We start from the raw sequence: 16305 nt of genomic DNA, 5'->3' as shown, positions 1-16305 counted from the left end.
GAACCATTCGCTGCGCAGCCGTCAATCACCGTCCACCCTAACCTCTGCCGGGACGGCGGAGAGAAACTTGTGCGATTAGCGCACAAGCGTAGATTGTGGCAGCCGGGCCGGGCCGGCCAACGGTGAACGCGGTGCGGAGAGTCTCCCACATCCGCCGGACAGAGTCCTCGTTCTTTGCGGCGTTGAGGGAGTGGACGGCAATGAAATCGCCGATCGTGCGGCGGTCACTTGCATCCAGATGCTGACGAGCCCACGCAATCGACTTGGCCGATGTGATCGACTTCGCCACGCCGTTGCCGATGTGGTGGACCACGGTCGGGCTTTCGGGTTGAAACACGCGCGGGGGCTGAGACGACCTTGAGAGTGCGTTGAGCCAGGCAACATCTTGGTGGAAGCGCAGCGCCGGGTCAAACGGGATATCCATTGCGAGCGATCTCGGGAACACGAGCGTGGAGGCCTGCATAAATCCCACGCCGCCCTTAACAGACGATTTGCGGAAGAGATAGTGCGAGAGCTGCTCGTCGTCGCGTATCGGCCGGTCCGGCCAGACCTCGTCGCCGCCAGCTCGGCGCGCAACAACTCTGCTGCTCGCAACCCAGCGGTCGTCGGTAGGATTTGCGCGTTGCACCAGTGTCACGAGTTCGGACAGGTGGTCTGGAAACCACTCGTCATCATCATCGAGGAGCGCGACCAACCGGCCGTGGGCCGACTCAATGCCATGCTGCCGAGCGGCGTTTCCGCCCGCCCGAGGACCGACGGTCAGGAGTCGGAGGCCCGGCAGATCGGGCAGGTGAATCGGGTCTGCAGTGTCGGAGACGATCAAGATTTCGGCTGCCGGGTAGCTCTGCGCTGCGACCGATTCGATCGCTCGGCCCAACTCGGCGCGGCCGACAGTCGGGATCACGACCGAGACGGTCCATGGCGCTTCAGCCATTCCACTACCCATAAGTTCCTCAACCAATCTTCTCAGCGAATTGTCCGTGCCCAACCAGCTCGGTTGGGCAGCGAATGGCGGCTCGCCCTAACGGACCAGGCGCCGGGCGAGCGCGGTGAGCTCGACGACATCCGACCAGCGCACGCCCAGAAATTCCAGGACGGGCACTCCGAAGACGCGTCTCATCCAGAAAATGCACATCCCGCCGGCGGCCGTGTTGCCCGCCACCGTGGCGATCGCTGCCCCCATCGCGCCCAGAGTGGGCACCAAGAGCACCACGAGCCCCACATTGACGATGCAGGCCACGACGAGCGCGTAGCTGCGCAGTTCCGGCCGGCCCCTCGCCGACAGGCCGGCACCCGCCACCGAGCCCGGGTTGCCGAGCACCACGCCAATCAGAAGCACATGCACGATGGCGATGGCGGGCGCAAATTCTTCACCAAACACGGGTGCCAGCCACCAGGTGGAGAGGATCCCGACTGCAGCGCACATCACAAAGGTGAGCATCGTCGAGGCGCGTGCGGCCAACGTCAGCCGAGCCTCGTTCGTGCCCCCTGATTCGGCGGCGAAGATGACATCTCGAACCGCACTGTTGAACACCAACGTGACTTCGCTCACGCTGACCGCCACAGCGTAGAGGCCGAGTTGGTGCGGGCTCGAAAGCGGAATCATGAGCGTCTGGTCGAGCCTCGACAACAGGACACCCGCGAGAGAACCGAACCAGAGCCGGCTTCCAAAGGAGAGAAGGTTGCGCGGCGCGATCTCCCCCAGCTCGTCCGGAGCGTCACGCGGAGACCTTCTACTCAGCAGCAGCGGGATATAACAAATCCCTCCGGCGAAAGTGGTGACGGCGATCGCGAGCGAGGCGGACTCAATCGTCAGCACGTCCAGCCAAGCGAGAGCGACGACAGCGGCGAGTCGTGCGAGCGCCCCAAACGTTCTCTCGATCGAGATCTGCTTCCATGCGCCCAAACCCGCGGCGTAGCCGCGAACGCCGCCGAGTACGAGGCTGGGTATCAATGCCAGTGCAACGCAAGCCGATGTGACGCCGTCGACGCCCGGAATGAGGAGAGGCATGAGCCAGAGCAGGGCGAGGCTACCGAGGAGCCCCACCGCGGCGAGCATCAAAGTACCCTGCCGAAGAACCCGCCGTGCGCTGGCCGGGCGTTTGGAAGCGAAATAGGTTATTGCCTCTGGAAGCCCGATCGTCAACGCGCTCACTGCGAGCAGGAACGGTGCCGTGATTGCGGCAACTTCGCCCCGATCATCCACGCCCAAGACCCTGGCGAGGATCGGGGCGCTGATGAATGCTGCGAGCGGAGCCCCCAAATTGCCGAGCGTGGCTATCGCAACGCTCCTCGAGGTGCCACCGACTCGCTTCAATGCCCCGCTCATCGGAGGGCATTTCGTTCGATGGGCGTCACGGGCGCAAGGTAATCCCCACTCGCGTTGTCGATTCTGATCATGGAATCGGTGACTCAGCGCTCGGCCGACGGCACGGCACGGACATACCGTTCCAGCATGGGTTTACGAAGACCGGCTGATTCCAAAGCTTCGGCGGTCCATGCGCGTACACGGTCAATGGCTCGTCCGCGCATGAGCGCTGTGAGCGGCTGCATCGGAGTCTGATGCCGGATACGGTCGTTCAGCCGATGGGTATGGAGGCGAGCAACCGCTCTGTTCCATGCGGCAATGGACATCGCCGAGCCGTAGTGATCCACTAAGCGCTGTCTGTCTCGTTGAGCCGAGCCATCTCGAACATGGACCCCAGTGGCCGCGGCGGCGTGCTGACGGTGAGCGCCGATTTCATAGGGGACTCGAAGTACAACCGGATCGGTTGCGAGCATACGCAGCCAAAGCTCGAGGTCGACGGCGTGCTCGTACTCGGCCGAGAACCCTCCAACGTCTCTGAAGAGCACGGTCGAGAAAAAGGTGTGGCACGGATCCCCGAGTACGTTTCCGTACAGAAGTGCGGCGGTCACCAACGCATCAGGCGATGGGGTGACAGCCGCATACTCGTCGAACACTCGATCTGCGGAGGCTGCTTTGCTCGGGTTCCGAGTGATTGTCCCGGTCGAACTGACGTATTGCGGGGCAGAGAGGACGAGACCCGCGTGCGACTCTTGGGCCGCGTTGATCGCCCTGCTCAAATTGCGGCCAACGACCAGGTCGTCCTGACCGGTCACGAGGGTGAACGCCCCGCGCGCCTGAGCGGCGGCCCGATTCCAGTTCGAGACCATCCCCAACGCCTCAGTCGACCAGATCGCGGTCCAAGGCACTGAACAACTCTCCAGCAGCTCCCTGATCGGCGCAGGGTCGGTGCTGTTGTCATCGGAGAGCACCAACTCGAGGCTGTCGGGTCCGTCTGTGACGATGCTCTCGATGAGAGCAGCGAGATACCCCATATTGGGGTTGTGCGTCGGAATGCATACGCTGAGCGAGAACGAGGTCGACTCTGACCAGCTTGCGCTGTGTTCGATCTTGCTCAAAGCGAGCCCCCCGGTTTTCTTTGATTGCGCTTTGGTCGAGTGCCAGCGCTTGATGCAGCCACGGCAACGCCACTCCCTGCAAGCGGGGCGGGCGTTCCTAGCCCGGAGTACAAGACCGCGACTAGCGTGCCCCGGAAGCCGACCAGTACTCACACTGCGTAACTAGAGTAAGGCGTCTGCGGCTGCACTCTCGAATCGAGAGGTGCTCTTGCGCCACACGGGGGGATTGCGAGGCCCGGCGTGGGAGTTGGATCTGATTGTCTAATGATGGTGGAATCTAAGCGCGGTAGCGCGTAGCGCCTGAATAGGCGAGCGCTCCGAAGTTCGCTAGGGCTCCCGCATCACACTCCGGCCCTGATCGACTAGCCGTGCGCTCAACACCGAGCGCTCGCGTAAAAATGAGGATCCAAAAATGACTCGACGCCCCGGTAATCCCATGAGTCGCCGGGGAAAGAAGCTCTGGCTAGTCGGGGGTGCATCGGCAGTGGCTGCGCTTCTCATTGGGGTGGGCGCTGCGGTCGTCATTTCGGCGAGTTCAGCAGGGTCGACTCCGGAAGCGGAGCAGAGTGTGTCTCCAACGCCCACCCCGAAACCGGTCGCCCAATTCTCTCCACCGACGACCGTGTCGGCGCCAGCAGCTTTCGCGGGATGGGACGCTGCCGGTGTAGCGAATGACGCAGCATTGCGTGCGGAAGCGGGAGAAAGCAGCGAAGGAAACATTGCGCTGTTGCTCACTCCTGGTGGGCCCGACGGCGTCACCCTGCGCCAGACGGTGAGTGTGGCGCCGCTGACGACCTACTCGTTCGGCGTCGACCACTTCGCGTCTCTTGAATCCAACACCGCGATCTCGATCGCAGTGGGCGGGAACGCCCTGACGAGACTCGAGGCTGCCCAGACAGCGGCTGAGTGGGAGCACGCGAGCTGGGAATACACGACCGGGACAGACGAGTATTCCCTCGAGCTATCGATCAACGCAGCCGGCGATACCGGTTCTGCGCGCATTGACAATGTGAGCCTCAACGTGGCCGGGGGCGAAAACCTGATTGCAAATGCATCCTTCGAGGACTACGCGGCCGACGCACAGATCACGAACGAGTCCCTGATCATGCAAAGCGGCGCGGCCTCGATCGGGATCGCAGCCAGAGTGCAGAGCGCCCAGTGGAACGTGCGTGACGTCTCGGGCGCAGACGTTGAAAGCGGCTCGATTGAGTTCCAGAACGGACTCGGGCTCCTGCCGCTCGGTGAGTTGCGCCAAGGCTACTACTCTGTTGAGTTCGCCAGCGTAGAAGGCAATCTCCCAGTTCAAACCTTGACCTTCATGGTCCTCGACGAGGCGGCGCTTGCCGAGCCGGACGAGAGATTCGGCGTTGGCACACACCTCGACCGCGACTACTACGCGGGGTCCGAGCTTCCAGCCGAGCAGATTGGCTTCACGAGCGCCCGGACCGACATGTTCTGGTCGAAGACTGAGCTCAACCAGGGGGAGTACAGCTTTGACCCGACCCTTGACGGGCGAATCGCGGCGTTCGCTGCGCGCGGGATTGAGCTGCTTCCCATCAGCGCATACGCGAACAAGTACTACGACGGAGGTGTTGCAGTCAGCAGCCCAGAGGGCATTGCGGGCTACGCAAACTACTCGAACGCGATTGCCACGCACTACGGCGCTACGGCCATCGAACTCTTCAATGAGTACAACCACGAGCCGTTCAACAAGGGTGCATGCGGTCGAACAGGCTCGTGTTACCAGCAACTACTTGCACCAACCGCGGACAAAATTCACTCGGAGAGCCCGGGAACAAAAGTTGTTGGTCCCGCAAACGCGAGGCAAGACGACCCCTTCCTTACTGAGTTGTACCAGGCCGGCGGGCTGCAGTATCTAGATGCAGTGAGCTTCCACCCCTACGAAGAGGGTTACAACTCGGGTCCAGAGTTTCTGATCGCAAATCTTGAGCAGGCGAATGCACGAATCCGCGAGTTCAACGATGGGAAGCCAAAGCCGATCTGGCTGACGGAGCTTGGCTGGAGCACGTCTTTGGTCACGGAGTCGCAGCAAGCGGAAAACCTCATCCGCGCCGAGGCAATCGCGCTCGCCGCCAATGTTGAACGATTCTTCTGGTACGACCTCGTCAACGATGGGCTCGACCCCGTTGAGGCGGAGAACAGCTTTGGCCTCCTGCATCAGCGTTCCGAGGTGCTGCCGGCCTTCCAACCCAAGCCGGCCGCCATGGCACAAGCCATGATGATTCGAAAGCTGACGGGGAAGGCATTCAGCGAGCGTGACACGTTGAGCGAGACGAGCTATTCATTCGCCTTCGGCGAGGGCGCCGAATCTACCCGTGTTGCTTGGGCGACCAGCCCGGTCCGGGTGAGCTATGAAACCCAGTCGCCGGTTGTCATGACCAGCTATCTCGGAGCGGTCACGGAGTTGAAGCCCAAGAAGGGCAAGGTGACTGTGGATCTCGGGCTTCAGCCGGTGTTCCTCGACGGGGATCTCAGCAAGGGGAGAGTCGTCAAGTAGGGCAGGCATATTCGGGCCTCCGCCACACGTGCTCCACAAGAGGTCAACCTTGCCGTGTTTGGCTGCCAGGTGAGCCCGGATTTCGGATGGGTGGTGCTCGCCCCGAGGGCTTGCCTGAGCCGAAAAGAGCGACGTGAGCCGCCAGGCCGTCCGAGTTTGCGCTCTACAACCTCATGCTGCGCTTCCCACTCGACGTGTCGAGAGACGCTTAGTGTGCACCCTCCGGGGTGACAACAGCACGCACGGTGCGGAAAAGAATCACGATATCGGTGGTCAGTGACCAATTCTCGACGTAGTAGAGGTCCAAACGAATGCTGTCTTCCCAACTGAGGTTGGACCGCCCACTGACCTGCCAGAGCCCGCTCATCCCGGGCTTCATGATGAGACGTCGGTGGGCGGCATCGTCATACAGCGCAACTTCGGCTGCGCGCTGCGGGCGAGGGCCGACGAGGCTCATCTCGCCGAAGAAGACGTTGAAGAGTTGCGGGACTTCGTCGAGCGAATACTTGCGTAGGAACCTTCCGACAGGGGTGATGCGGGGGTCGTTCGTCACTTTGAAGAGTGGAGTGTTGGAAGTGCCCTGCGCATCCAACAAGCTCTCAAGCTGGTCATCGGCGTCCTGCACCATTGAGCGGAACTTGAGCATGCCAAATTCCTTGCCGCCGCGGCCAATTCTCACCTGGCGATAGAGGATGTTGCCCGGGCCGGATCGTTTGACGGCGATGGCGACCGCGATGAGGATCGGTGAGCCCAGCAGAAGTAAGAGGCCGGAGCCCAGGATGTCGAAGCTGCGCTTGTATACACGCTTCGCGCCCTCAAGCGTGGGATAGCTCACGTGAATAAGTGGCAGGCCTGCCACAGGGCGGGCATGGATGCGCGGACCGGCGATATCGGTGAGCGCCGGTGCAACGATCAACTCAACACTGCGCGATTCCAGCTCCCAGCCGATGCGGCGCATGTCATCCGGACTGATCTCATCGGCGCCGGTGAGCACGACAGTATCGGCCCGGGTTGAATCTACAGCGGTCAGGAGATCGGAGTAGCCGCCGAGCACTTCGACGCCTTCGATCGGTCCTTTGGCCATTGTGCCCGCATGAGTGAGTGCACCCACAATGTCTAATCCGGTGCCTGCGGTTCGCTGGATAGTTTTTGCCACGTGCGCCGATTTGTTGCGTTCGCCCAGCAGGATTGTGCGCGAGACATACGCGCCCGATTTCTGTTGCCGCCTGAGCCATTGGCGCCACGCCCATCTCGACATGAAGAGCAGGAGGAAGCCCACAGGCAGAGCTGTCAGGAAGTAGCCCCGGGCAAGCTCAAGCCGGAAGAGGAACGCGAGGATCGCGAAGAGTCCGAAAAGCCAAACCGTCGCGTCGGCGATGCGCTTGTATTCGAGTGTCCCGCTTCCGATCACTTTGTGGTCGCGGGTGGCGAAAATGTCGAGCACGACCATCCACGCCAGGACAAGGAGGAGCGAGATCGTGGTGTAGCCGATTCGGATCTCCGGGGCGTCAGCGGTCCCAAGCTCAACCGATGCATCCCTGAACCACACGAAATGAGCGCCGAAAACAGCGATCACGACCATGGAGACATCACTGACGAAGAGTCGCACCGCGTATGCACGTTGCCAAGACAATCGCTTGACCACGCCTGTCGCGCGAGCGCTCACTAACCCCATCAGTCCCCATGTCATTCCCGGCACGACCGACATGCCCCGTTTTGGGGGCCGAGCGCAACCTTACTCAGCCATGATTCCATAGCTTTGCATGAGTACCGGAATCGACGCAGCCTGCGCACGAAGTCGAATGCGCGAGTTCGCAGTCACTGCGCAACGGGGGGAGGGGAGCGTTTCCTAGCTGCATCCCGGACTGGAGACAGTGGTTGCCGTCGGGATCAACATTGGCGTTACGCGCAAGTCTGCCGGGCCGAAGCTGCCAGCGGGTGCGTTGAACGTCGCGACAACCTGGCTCGTTTCGCCAGGCGCAAGATAGACGCTGAAGACTGCGACCGGGCGACCGAGGTCGTTGGCCGACTTGTCGAAAGTGGTCTCTACGCCTTGCGTGACCACCGTTGCGTCGGCAAGCGTGGCGCCAGGCGGCCCATAGACGAACACCTGGGTGCGGAATTTGTCCCCGCCCCACGGCGCGCTTGCAATGTAAGCGGGGAGAGTCGCTGCCAGCTCGGGCGTGATTGTGGAGCGGAGGTCAACGGTTGTGGTGAAAGTGGGGGACTCTGCCGTGCAGACATCCGTGTCCAGCGCCGCGGCAGTCTCGAGGTAGTAATCCATCTTGGATGCGGACATATCGCGGAAGAAGACACCGGTCGTCGTCTGGGTTTCGTTGTCTGCCGGGAGGACGCCGCTGAGGGGGGTGCGTTCGAGCGTCGCCTGAACCTCGGGATTCGGGCTCCAAGCGAGGATGCGATGCTCACCAATGCTCTGCGCCATCGCCGCGACGAGCTGGGGCATGTCGGTTGTAGGGCTCATCAGCGAGTCGAAGACGCTCTTGGCCGCTTCAGCGAAGAACGCGTCAGATAGCGGGATGTCGTCCCCTTGATAGCGGAAATAGACCTCATTCAAGAGGAGTCGCACTGCATTGTCGGAGCTGAGCTGGTCGCCAGTGCTCATGGCGATCGGGCCTGTAGCGCGGAGAATGTGCGCAAGGGCCACTGGGTCGATAGAGACGACAGCATCGACATTCCCGCCGATGTGCTGCTGCCAAAACTCCTTGGCGATCGTGGCCGCGGTGGGGAAGTCGGGGCGGCTGGGCGCCAGGTTGAGTCGGGTGTACATGAGCGGGCCGTAGATGTCCTCGACCGCTGGGTCCGGGGCGACGATCGGGCCGCCTTTCCCCTCCTTGTCGCGCCATGGGAAGTCACCGCTGGAGGCCTGCCGGCCAATGGCGACCGCGCCGTTGTCGACGTTGATCTCGGTGAGGGCTGCCGAGCTGCCACCGAGGGCGGTCGCTTCGGCGAGGTTCTGGAACATGAGCACATAGGTGCGCGGGCCGTTGGCGCCGAGCAATTCCGGTGCGATTTGAATCACCGAGGCTGCGCTGCCGATCAAGTCGTCGGCGCTCGTGAGCATCCCCACGAGTTCGGCCCCAGCATCCTGCACTGGCCCGACTGTGCCGTCGACGTCAATTGCGGCTCCACGCTCGACTGCCGAGTGGAAAGCTTCGGCGGCAGGGCCGAACGCGGCGCTGAGCTGCACGATCGGCTCGATGTTGATGCGCCCGTCGACGGGTTTCAATGACTCGGGGCTGAGCCCTCCTGCGACAGAGGCCAACGGCTCGACGGTGCCCTTGGCGATCGAATCCACGACCTCCGCCATCTCGCGCACTGCGGTGAGGTTCTTGCCGAGGACCGGCACGTACTCGCCCGCTTGCCACAACGGGTCGTGGGCAGCCGCGACGGCGGTGCCGGTGTGATCGGAGAGTAGCTCTGCGCTCTGCGCGATGCCGGCGAAATCTGCGGCGGCGGCCTGAGTTTTGACCGTGCCGATCAGCCCCTTGGCCGCCTCGAGCGAATTCTTGGCTGTGAGTGCCTGGTATCCGACCCATCCCGTTGCGCCTAGGCCAACGACCAAGAGGGTTCCGATGAACCAGATAACTGTCGTCCGGCCGCTCCCGGACTTGCCTCGCGCGTGGCGAGCCGACTCCGCGAGGTCGGCGGCCTTCTGCATCTCTCGACGCTCGGCGCGCGAGCGCGGCTGCTGCGGGTGCGCGCCATGGAAGTCAGTCACTTTCAAGACGCTAGCGCACCGCGGCTCGGATAATCCTGAACGGCACGATTGGCCCCAGCGACGGATGCTGTGCCGAGGCCAATCGTCGGGCCGCTACTGCTCGTGCACGGCGCCGTGCTTGATGTGCAGCCGGCGTTCGGCGCGGGCGGCAACAGCCGAGTCGTGGGTGACCAGGATGAGCGTGAGGCCCCGATCGCGCCAGAGCCCCTCGAGCAGGTCCATGATCTCGTCACGGGTCTGCTCGTCGAGGTTGCCGGTCGGCTCGTCGGCGAGCAGCACGGTCGGCTCCTTGACCAATGCCCGCGCGATGGCGACACGTTGCTGCTGGCCGCCGGAGAGCTCGTTCGGCAGGTGCCCGGCGCGGTCGGACAGGCCGACGGACGCCAGCGCCTGCGCGGCTCGGGAGCGCCGGGCATCCGCCGCCAGGCCGAGTGGGGCCAGCGCGGTCTCGACGTTCTCTTGCGCGGTCAGCGTCGGGATGAGGTTGAACCCCTGGAAGATGAAGCCGATCTGCTGCGCGCGGATCGCGGCGAGCTTGTGGTCGCCGAGGGCCGACAGCTCGCTGTCGCCCAGCCGCACGGTGCCGGAGCTGGGGCGGTCGAGGGCGCCGAGCATCTGCAGCAGCGTCGACTTGCCGCCGCCCGTCGGTCCCTGGATGGCGACGAGGGCGCCGTCGTCGATCGTGAGGGTGACGTCGGTGAGGGCGGCGACGGAGCGCTTGCCCTGCTTGTAGCTCTTCGAGACGTTCTGGAGCGTGTACATGTGGGGTCCTTCGGGATCTGGGGCGGATGGGGTGGGGTTTCGACAGGCTCAACCAGCGGAGGCGGCCAACCAGCGGAGGCGGATCTACCGGCGGAGGCGACTCAACCGGCGGAGGCGGCTCAATCAGCGGAGGTGGATCAATCAGCGGAGGGAGGGGCGGAGACCGCTCAGCTGATGCTGCGCAGCGCCTCGGCGGGCCGCAGCCGGGCGGCACGCCACCCACCGAACGCCCCGGCCAGCAGGCCGCCGAGCACGGCCAGCCCGACGGCGAGCAGCACCACCTCGAGCGCGACGGGCGCGTGCAGCGTGATCTCGGTGGACGCGGCGGCCGATGCCGCCTGCCCGAAGCCGCCGGGCGCCCCGCCGGGGCCGCCAGGGCCAGCGGCCAGCTGCCCTCCGCCAGTGCCGTCGCCCAGCCCACCGCTCAAGCTCGGGGCGACAACGTTGATGGCGAGCACTCCGAGCAGGCCGAGGGCCACGCCGACGACGCCGCCGATCAGGCCCTGCACGAGCGATTCGCCGGTGACCTGGCCGACGATGCGCCGGTTTGACCAGCCGATCGCCTTGAGCGTGCCGAACTCGCGGGTGCGTCGGGTGACGCCGGAGATCGTGAACAGGATGGCGATGAGGAAGGCCGCGAGCAGCACGGCGATCGAGAGCCAGAGGCCGAGGTTCGTGACGAGGCTGGACGCGGTGGCCAGCGAACCGGAGACGCTGGCTGCAAGGTCGGCCTGTGTGCTGACGGTCACGTCGGGCAGCGCGGTCTTGATCGCGGCCTGCACCTGCGCGATGTCGTTCGAGGACGCGGCCTGCACGTAGACCGTGCTGAGCTGGCCGTCGAGCCCGGAGAGCTTCTGCGCCAGGCCGAGCGGGAGGTAGACGTTCGCGGCGGTGGCGGCATCCGCCGAGCTCGAGCTCACGATGCCGACCACCTGGACCTCGGTGTCGCCGACCGTGATGCTGTCGCCGACGGCGAGCTTCGCGGTGGTGGCGTAGCTGGAGTCGAGCACGGCCACGGCGGCGTCCGAGTCGGCGGTGCTGAACGTGCGCCCGGAGCTGAGGGTCACGGAGGAGAGCGGCCCGACGGCCGCCGCACTTGGGTCGATGCCCAGCACGCTGAAGGAGTCGACGTTGAAGGAGCTGCCGCCCGCGCCATCCGGGCCACCCTCCGGCGGCGTCGTTCCGGCGCCTGGCGCCCCGCCCTGTTGCATCTGCGACATATCGGGCAGCTCGCCGTTGAACGTGGTGTTGTTCAGAGCCAGGGCGCCGGATGCGGCGGCGACGTTGTCGACGCCGGCGACCGTCGTGAGCGTCGCGGCGTCGAAGGTGCTGGTGCCGCGCGCCACCTCGAGCCGCGAGGTGCTGATCGCCGTGGTTCCGTCGGAGCTGGCACCGGCCCCGGCGCCGAAGTCGAAGCGGCCAGGTCCGCCGGATGCGTCGCTCGGCGCCGTCGGCGGCTGGGTGAGCGTGATGTCGGTTCCGACGCCGTAGACAGAGGAGAGCACGGAGGCCTGGGCATCTTTGACGCCGGCGGAGAAGGCGTTCACGACGATCACGAGGGCGATCGCGAGGCCCAGGCCGACGGCGATGATCACCGTCTGCTTGCGCCGTCCGGCGAGTTCGCGCCGGAGAAGTGTGAAGAACATGAAGCTCCTTGTATCGATCGTGTGGTGGGCGCGGGCCGGAGATTGCCGGGGCACGATCCTGAAGTTAGGGAGCAGGACTATGGCGCGACTATGGCCGGGCTGGGAGATCGCTATGGCCGGCCCATGCGGCATCCGTCGAGCCGATTCATAGACGGCTCATAGGCGCACGCCGCATACTCGGACAGTGACCAGCCCCAACTTCGACGCCCCAGCCGCATCCGCCCAGGCCGCAGCCCCGCTGCGCTTCGACGGGAACCCGGTGCGCGTGCTCGTGGTCGACGACGAGCGCTCACTCACCGACCTGCTGAAGATGTCGCTGCGCTATGAGGGCTGGGACGTACGCACGGCCGACGACGGGCGCAGCGCGGTGGCCGTGGCCAGGGACTTCCGACCCGATGCGATCGTGCTCGACATCATGCTGCCCGACTTCGACGGGCTGGAGGTGCTGCGTCGGGTGCGCGCCGACGGCAGCGAGGTGCCCGTGCTGTTCCTCACCGCCAAGGACTCCCTCGATGACCGCATCGCCGGGCTCACGGCGGGCGGCGACGACTACGTGACCAAACCGTTCAGCCTCGAAGAGGTGATCGCCCGACTGCGCGCGCTGATCCGCCGCTCCGCCATCGGCCAGAGCGCCGAACCGGTGATCCGCGTCGGCGACCTCACGCTCAACGAGGACAGCTACGAGGTGAGCCGGGCCGGCGAGCCGATCGAGCTCACGGCCACCGAGTTCGAGCTGCTGCGCTTCCTGATGCGCAACCCGCGCCGGGTGCTCAGCAAGTCGCAGATCCTCGACCGCGTCTGGAGCTACGACTACGAGGGCAGGCAGAGCGTCGTCGAGATCTACATCTCCTACCTGCGCAAGAAGATCGACGCCGGCCGCGAGCCCATGATCCACACCGTGCGCGGTGCCGGCTACATGATCAAGGCTGCCGGATGACGCAGGCGCCAGACCGCGCGCCGGAGCCTACGCCGAGCTCGACATCCGGCCCCTCTCCGCAGGCGGCGGTCCCGGCGTCCACCCCGCGTGCCGCCACCGCCCGGGCCGCCGCGGTGGGCGCGGCGGCGGACGGGCAGGAGCCAGACGGCGCCGGCGGGCACCCGTTCGCCGGGCTGCGTGCACCGCTGACACTCGGCCGGCGGCTGCTGCTCGGCGTGATCGCGCTGTTCATCGTGGTGACCACCGTCATCGGCCTGGTCAGCGTCGCCGCGCTGCACAGCTCGCTGCTCGAACGGCTCGACGTGCAGCTGCACTCGGCGGCCGACCGTGGACGCATCGGCATCGGCTCCGGCCTGCCGCCCGGCAGCAGCCCGCCGGAGGGTGGCAACGGCGAGGCCGGGCTCGCCCTGCAGGTGCCCGGGCAACCGGTCGGCACCATCGGTGCGGTGATCCTCGGCAACTCCGTCGAGTCGGCCGGGCGTATCTCGGAGGCCGGCGGCGTGCTCGGCGTCGACGACGCGCAGCGGTCCGCGCTGCTCAGCATGCCCATCGACGGTGAACCGCACAGCGTCGACGTGCCGGGCCTCGGCAACTACCGCGCCATCGTCAGCCCGCAGGGCCCCGGGCTCAGCTTCATCATCGCGCTGCCGCTGGCGACCGTGGAGGCCACCTCGGCACAGCTCGGCCTGATCATCGCCATCGTGGCACTGTTCGGCATCGGGATCGCGATCATCGCCGGATCCCGCCTGATCGCCGCCTCCCTGGCCCCGCTCGAACGCGTCACCCATCTGGCAACGCGGGTCTCTGAGCTGCCGCTGGATCGCGGCGATGTCGCGCTGGCCGAACGGCTGCCCGTCGCCGACGCCGATGAGCGCACCGAGGTGGGAAAACTGGGCGCGGCGTTCAACCGCATGCTGGGGCATGTGGCATCCGCGCTCACCGCGCGCGAGAACAGCGAGCGTAAGGTGCGCCACTTCGTCGCCGACGCCAGCCACGAGCTGCGCACACCGTTGGCCGCGATCCGCGGCTACGCCGAGCTCACCCGGCGCAGCCCCGAGGCGCTGCCGCCGGATGCCGCCCACGCCCTCGAGCGCATCGAGGCCGAGTCGCGGCGCATGGGCGCCCTCGTCGAAGACCTGCTGTTGCTCGCCCGGCTCGACGAGGGGCGTGCGCTGGAATCGCGCCCCGTCGACCTGACCGGCCTCGCCGTTGACGCGCTCGGAGACGCCCAGGTGACCGGCCCCGATCACGAGTGGGGCGCCTCGCTCGACGACGAGCCCGTCGTCATCAACGGTGACGCCAGCCGGCTGCAGATGGTGGTCGTGAACCTGCTCGCGAACGCCCGGGTGCACACCCCGCCGGGAACCGCGGTGGAGCTCGGCCTGCACCGGGTGGGTACGGATGCCGTGCTCACGGTGCGCGACGACGGCCCCGGCATCGACCCCGAGCTGCAGGACAGCGTGTTCGAGCGTTTCGTGCGCGGCGACGCCTCGCGCTTCCGGGCGGGGCAGGAGGGTGCAGCGGCCGTGCCGAGCACCGGCCTCGGCCTGGCCACGGTGCGCGCCGTCGTCGAGGCGCATGGCGGCACGGTAACGCTGCAGAGCGCACCGGGCGACACGGTGTTCACGGTGACGCTGCCGCTCGGCGGCACGGCCGGCGTCGATTCGCCGTGACACGGGCTTGGCGGCTTGCCGCTGTCGGTTGGCCTTGACGCGGGCCTGGAGGCGTGCCGCCATCGATTGGCCTTGGCCGTGACCCGGGCTTGGCGGCGTGCCGGCGTCGACTAGCCGTGACCCGGGCCTGGCGGCTTGCCGCCATCGATTGGCCTTGACCCGGGCCTGGCGGCGTGTCGGCGTCGACTAGCCTTGACCCGGGGTTGAGCCGCTGCACCCGCGGATGCCGGGCCGGTGTGCCGCCCCGAGTCAATCGGGAGACCCACGTGCAGATGAGGCGCAGCCGCAGAGCGCTCTGCGCGCTCGCCGTCGGTGCTCTGCTCGTCGGGTCCGGACTCGCTCTCTCACAGCCGGTCGGCGCGGCCGCCGACACCTCGTCCGCTGCCCTGTCGGAGCCGCAGTGCGCGCTCGTCGACCTGCGCCTGAGCGGCGAATCGGTCGTCGGTTCGACCCTCGTCGCGACCGTCGCCGGCGGGCTATTCGAGGGCGCCGCCGTGACCTTCGACTGGCTGGTGGGGCCGGCGCCCGCCGTCGTGCCGACGCCCACCCCCGAGGTGACCCCGCCCGCACCGCAGCCGACGGAGCCCCCAACCGCGACGCCCGCACCCACCGCGACGCCGACGGCAACGCCCACCCCGACCCCGAGCGCGAAGCCGGTCCGTGGCGAGTACATCGTGCGCGGCGCCGACCTCGGCCAGGTCGTCACGGTGCGCGCCGTCGCGAGCGCTGCGGATGGCGGCGGCACACTGCTCCGCTGCCTGAGCACGCCCACTGCCCCAGTGAGCGCCGGCGCGGAGCCGGATCCGGGCACGGCAATCCCGCCGCACGTGGAGCCCCCGCTCCCCGAGCCCGTGACGAACCTGGTGCTCGATGCCGAATCCGGCACCGCAGCAGGGGAGAGGGCCGATGACTGGGCGGACGAGCCGGAATCCGTCGACACGCTGGCGCCAGAGCTGCCGGCCGCGACATCCGGCTCCGTCATCAGCCTCAATCTGTCTGACGATGTGCTGCTGATCGGCGGACTCGGCGCGCTCGCCGTGATGGCGGGGCTGCTGGTGTTCGGCCGCAATGAGGAGTAGGCGCACCGAGCGTTAAACGCTGCACCCCCTCCCGGCAAACGGGAGGGGGTGCGGTGCTCGGTGAGGCTACGCGGTGACGTTACTCGGCGAGGCGCGCGAGCAGGGTGGCGAACCGGGTGAGGTCGTCGCCGGTCCAGTCGTCCAATCGCGAGCGCAGCATGGCCTGGTTGCGGTCACGAATGATGTTGATCTTCTCCACGGCCTCCGGCGTCGCCGTGAGGATGCGGGCACGACCGTCGGTCGGGTCAGGCGCGCTCACGACGAGCCCGAGCTCCTCCATCAGTTTCACCTGACGGCTGATCACGCTCTTGTCGGTCGCGAGCTGCTCGGCCAGCGCCCCCGCGTGGCAGGAGCCCGCCCGCACCAAGCTCGCCAACAGCTTGTAGCCCACCGGCTGGAGGTCGGGGTGCACCGCGTGCGCCCCGTCCTTCCAGATCGTGCGAACGCGGGCGAACAACACGCCCAGCTGTGCTTCAACCTCGGCGATGGCCGCCTCGGTTTCGGGGGAACGGACGGGGCTCATACTCG

Annotated in this window: 12 protein-coding genes; 4 read left to right on the top strand and 8 right to left on the bottom strand. The window is 66.2% G+C overall.

Annotation, left to right across the window (positions count from 1 at the left end; genetic code table 11):
• Window positions 1–37: 37 nt before the first annotated feature.
• The 3 genes from AWU67_RS12690 to AWU67_RS12680 all read right to left on the bottom strand — a co-directional run bounded on the left by AWU67_RS12690 (window position 38) and on the right by AWU67_RS12680 (window position 3423).
• Window positions 38–934 carry a glycosyltransferase family 2 protein gene (locus tag AWU67_RS12690; RefSeq protein WP_067229667.1) on the bottom strand — a complete coding sequence of 299 codons (897 nt, stop codon included), beginning with the start codon at window positions 932–934 and terminating at the stop codon, window positions 38–40.
• A gap of 87 nt (window positions 935–1021) precedes the next feature.
• Window positions 1022–2329, bottom strand: a complete 1308-nt coding sequence (locus AWU67_RS12685) for an oligosaccharide flippase family protein (RefSeq protein WP_067229665.1) — start codon at window positions 2327–2329, stop codon at window positions 1022–1024.
• A gap of 83 nt (window positions 2330–2412) precedes the next feature.
• Window positions 2413–3423, bottom strand: coding sequence for a glycosyltransferase (locus AWU67_RS12680; RefSeq protein WP_129586715.1), 1011 nt, complete (start codon window positions 3421–3423; stop codon window positions 2413–2415).
• Between the two features lie 568 nt (window positions 3424–3991).
• Here AWU67_RS12680 and AWU67_RS12675 point away from each other — a divergent pair.
• Complete coding sequence (locus tag AWU67_RS12675) at window positions 3992–5941, top strand: glycosyl hydrolase (protein ID WP_160329755.1); 1950 nt, start codon at window positions 3992–3994, stop codon at window positions 5939–5941.
• Window positions 5942–6149: 208 nt separating this feature from the next.
• Here the strand turns inward: AWU67_RS12675 and AWU67_RS12670 are convergent, their stop codons facing one another.
• The 4 genes from AWU67_RS12670 to AWU67_RS12655 all read right to left on the bottom strand — a co-directional run bounded on the left by AWU67_RS12670 (window position 6150) and on the right by AWU67_RS12655 (window position 12088).
• Complete coding sequence (locus tag AWU67_RS12670) at window positions 6150–7649, bottom strand: sugar transferase (protein ID WP_234407252.1); 1500 nt, start codon at window positions 7647–7649, stop codon at window positions 6150–6152.
• A 141-nt stretch (window positions 7650–7790) separates the two neighbouring features.
• Complete coding sequence (locus AWU67_RS12665; protein ID WP_129586713.1) at window positions 7791–9680, bottom strand: DUF4012 domain-containing protein; 1890 nt, start codon at window positions 9678–9680, stop codon at window positions 7791–7793.
• A 93-nt stretch (window positions 9681–9773) separates the two neighbouring features.
• Entirely contained in the window at window positions 9774–10442 is a 669-nt protein-coding gene (locus AWU67_RS12660) for an ABC transporter ATP-binding protein (RefSeq protein ID WP_067229654.1), read from the bottom strand.
• 167 nt (window positions 10443–10609) lie between these two features.
• Window positions 10610–12088: an ABC transporter permease gene (locus AWU67_RS12655; RefSeq protein ID WP_067229651.1), complete on the bottom strand. Its 1479-nt coding sequence runs from the start codon at window positions 12086–12088 to the stop codon at window positions 10610–10612.
• Window positions 12089–12272: 184 nt separating this feature from the next.
• On the opposite strand from AWU67_RS12655, the gene AWU67_RS12650 reads away from it, so the two are divergent.
• The 3 genes from AWU67_RS12650 (at window position 12273) to AWU67_RS17550 (ending at window position 15777) form a co-directional block, all read left to right on the top strand.
• On the top strand, window positions 12273–13025 hold the full coding sequence (locus AWU67_RS12650) for a response regulator transcription factor (RefSeq protein WP_067229648.1): 753 nt from the start codon (window positions 12273–12275) through the stop codon (window positions 13023–13025).
• Complete coding sequence (locus tag AWU67_RS12645; protein WP_082716969.1) at window positions 13022–14698, top strand: sensor histidine kinase; 1677 nt, start codon at window positions 13022–13024, stop codon at window positions 14696–14698. The genes AWU67_RS12650 and AWU67_RS12645 overlap by 4 nt, the downstream gene beginning before the upstream one ends.
• A 266-nt stretch (window positions 14699–14964) precedes the next feature.
• Window positions 14965–15777: a hypothetical protein gene (locus tag AWU67_RS17550; protein WP_129586712.1), complete on the top strand. Its 813-nt coding sequence runs from the start codon at window positions 14965–14967 to the stop codon at window positions 15775–15777.
• A 79-nt stretch (window positions 15778–15856) separates the two neighbouring features.
• On the opposite strand, the gene AWU67_RS12635 is transcribed toward AWU67_RS17550, so the two are convergent.
• Window positions 15857–16300, bottom strand: a complete 444-nt coding sequence (locus AWU67_RS12635; protein ID WP_067229642.1) for a MarR family winged helix-turn-helix transcriptional regulator — start codon at window positions 16298–16300, stop codon at window positions 15857–15859.
• Window positions 16301–16305 lie beyond the last annotated feature (5 nt).

Origin of the sequence: Microterricola viridarii (assembly GCF_001542775.1) — a bacterium.
GTDB classification, from domain to species: Bacteria; Actinomycetota; Actinomycetes; order Actinomycetales; family Microbacteriaceae; genus Microterricola; species Microterricola viridarii_A.
Note: the sequence above shows the minus strand (reverse complement) of the source record. Positions and strands in the feature narration are given on the sequence as shown.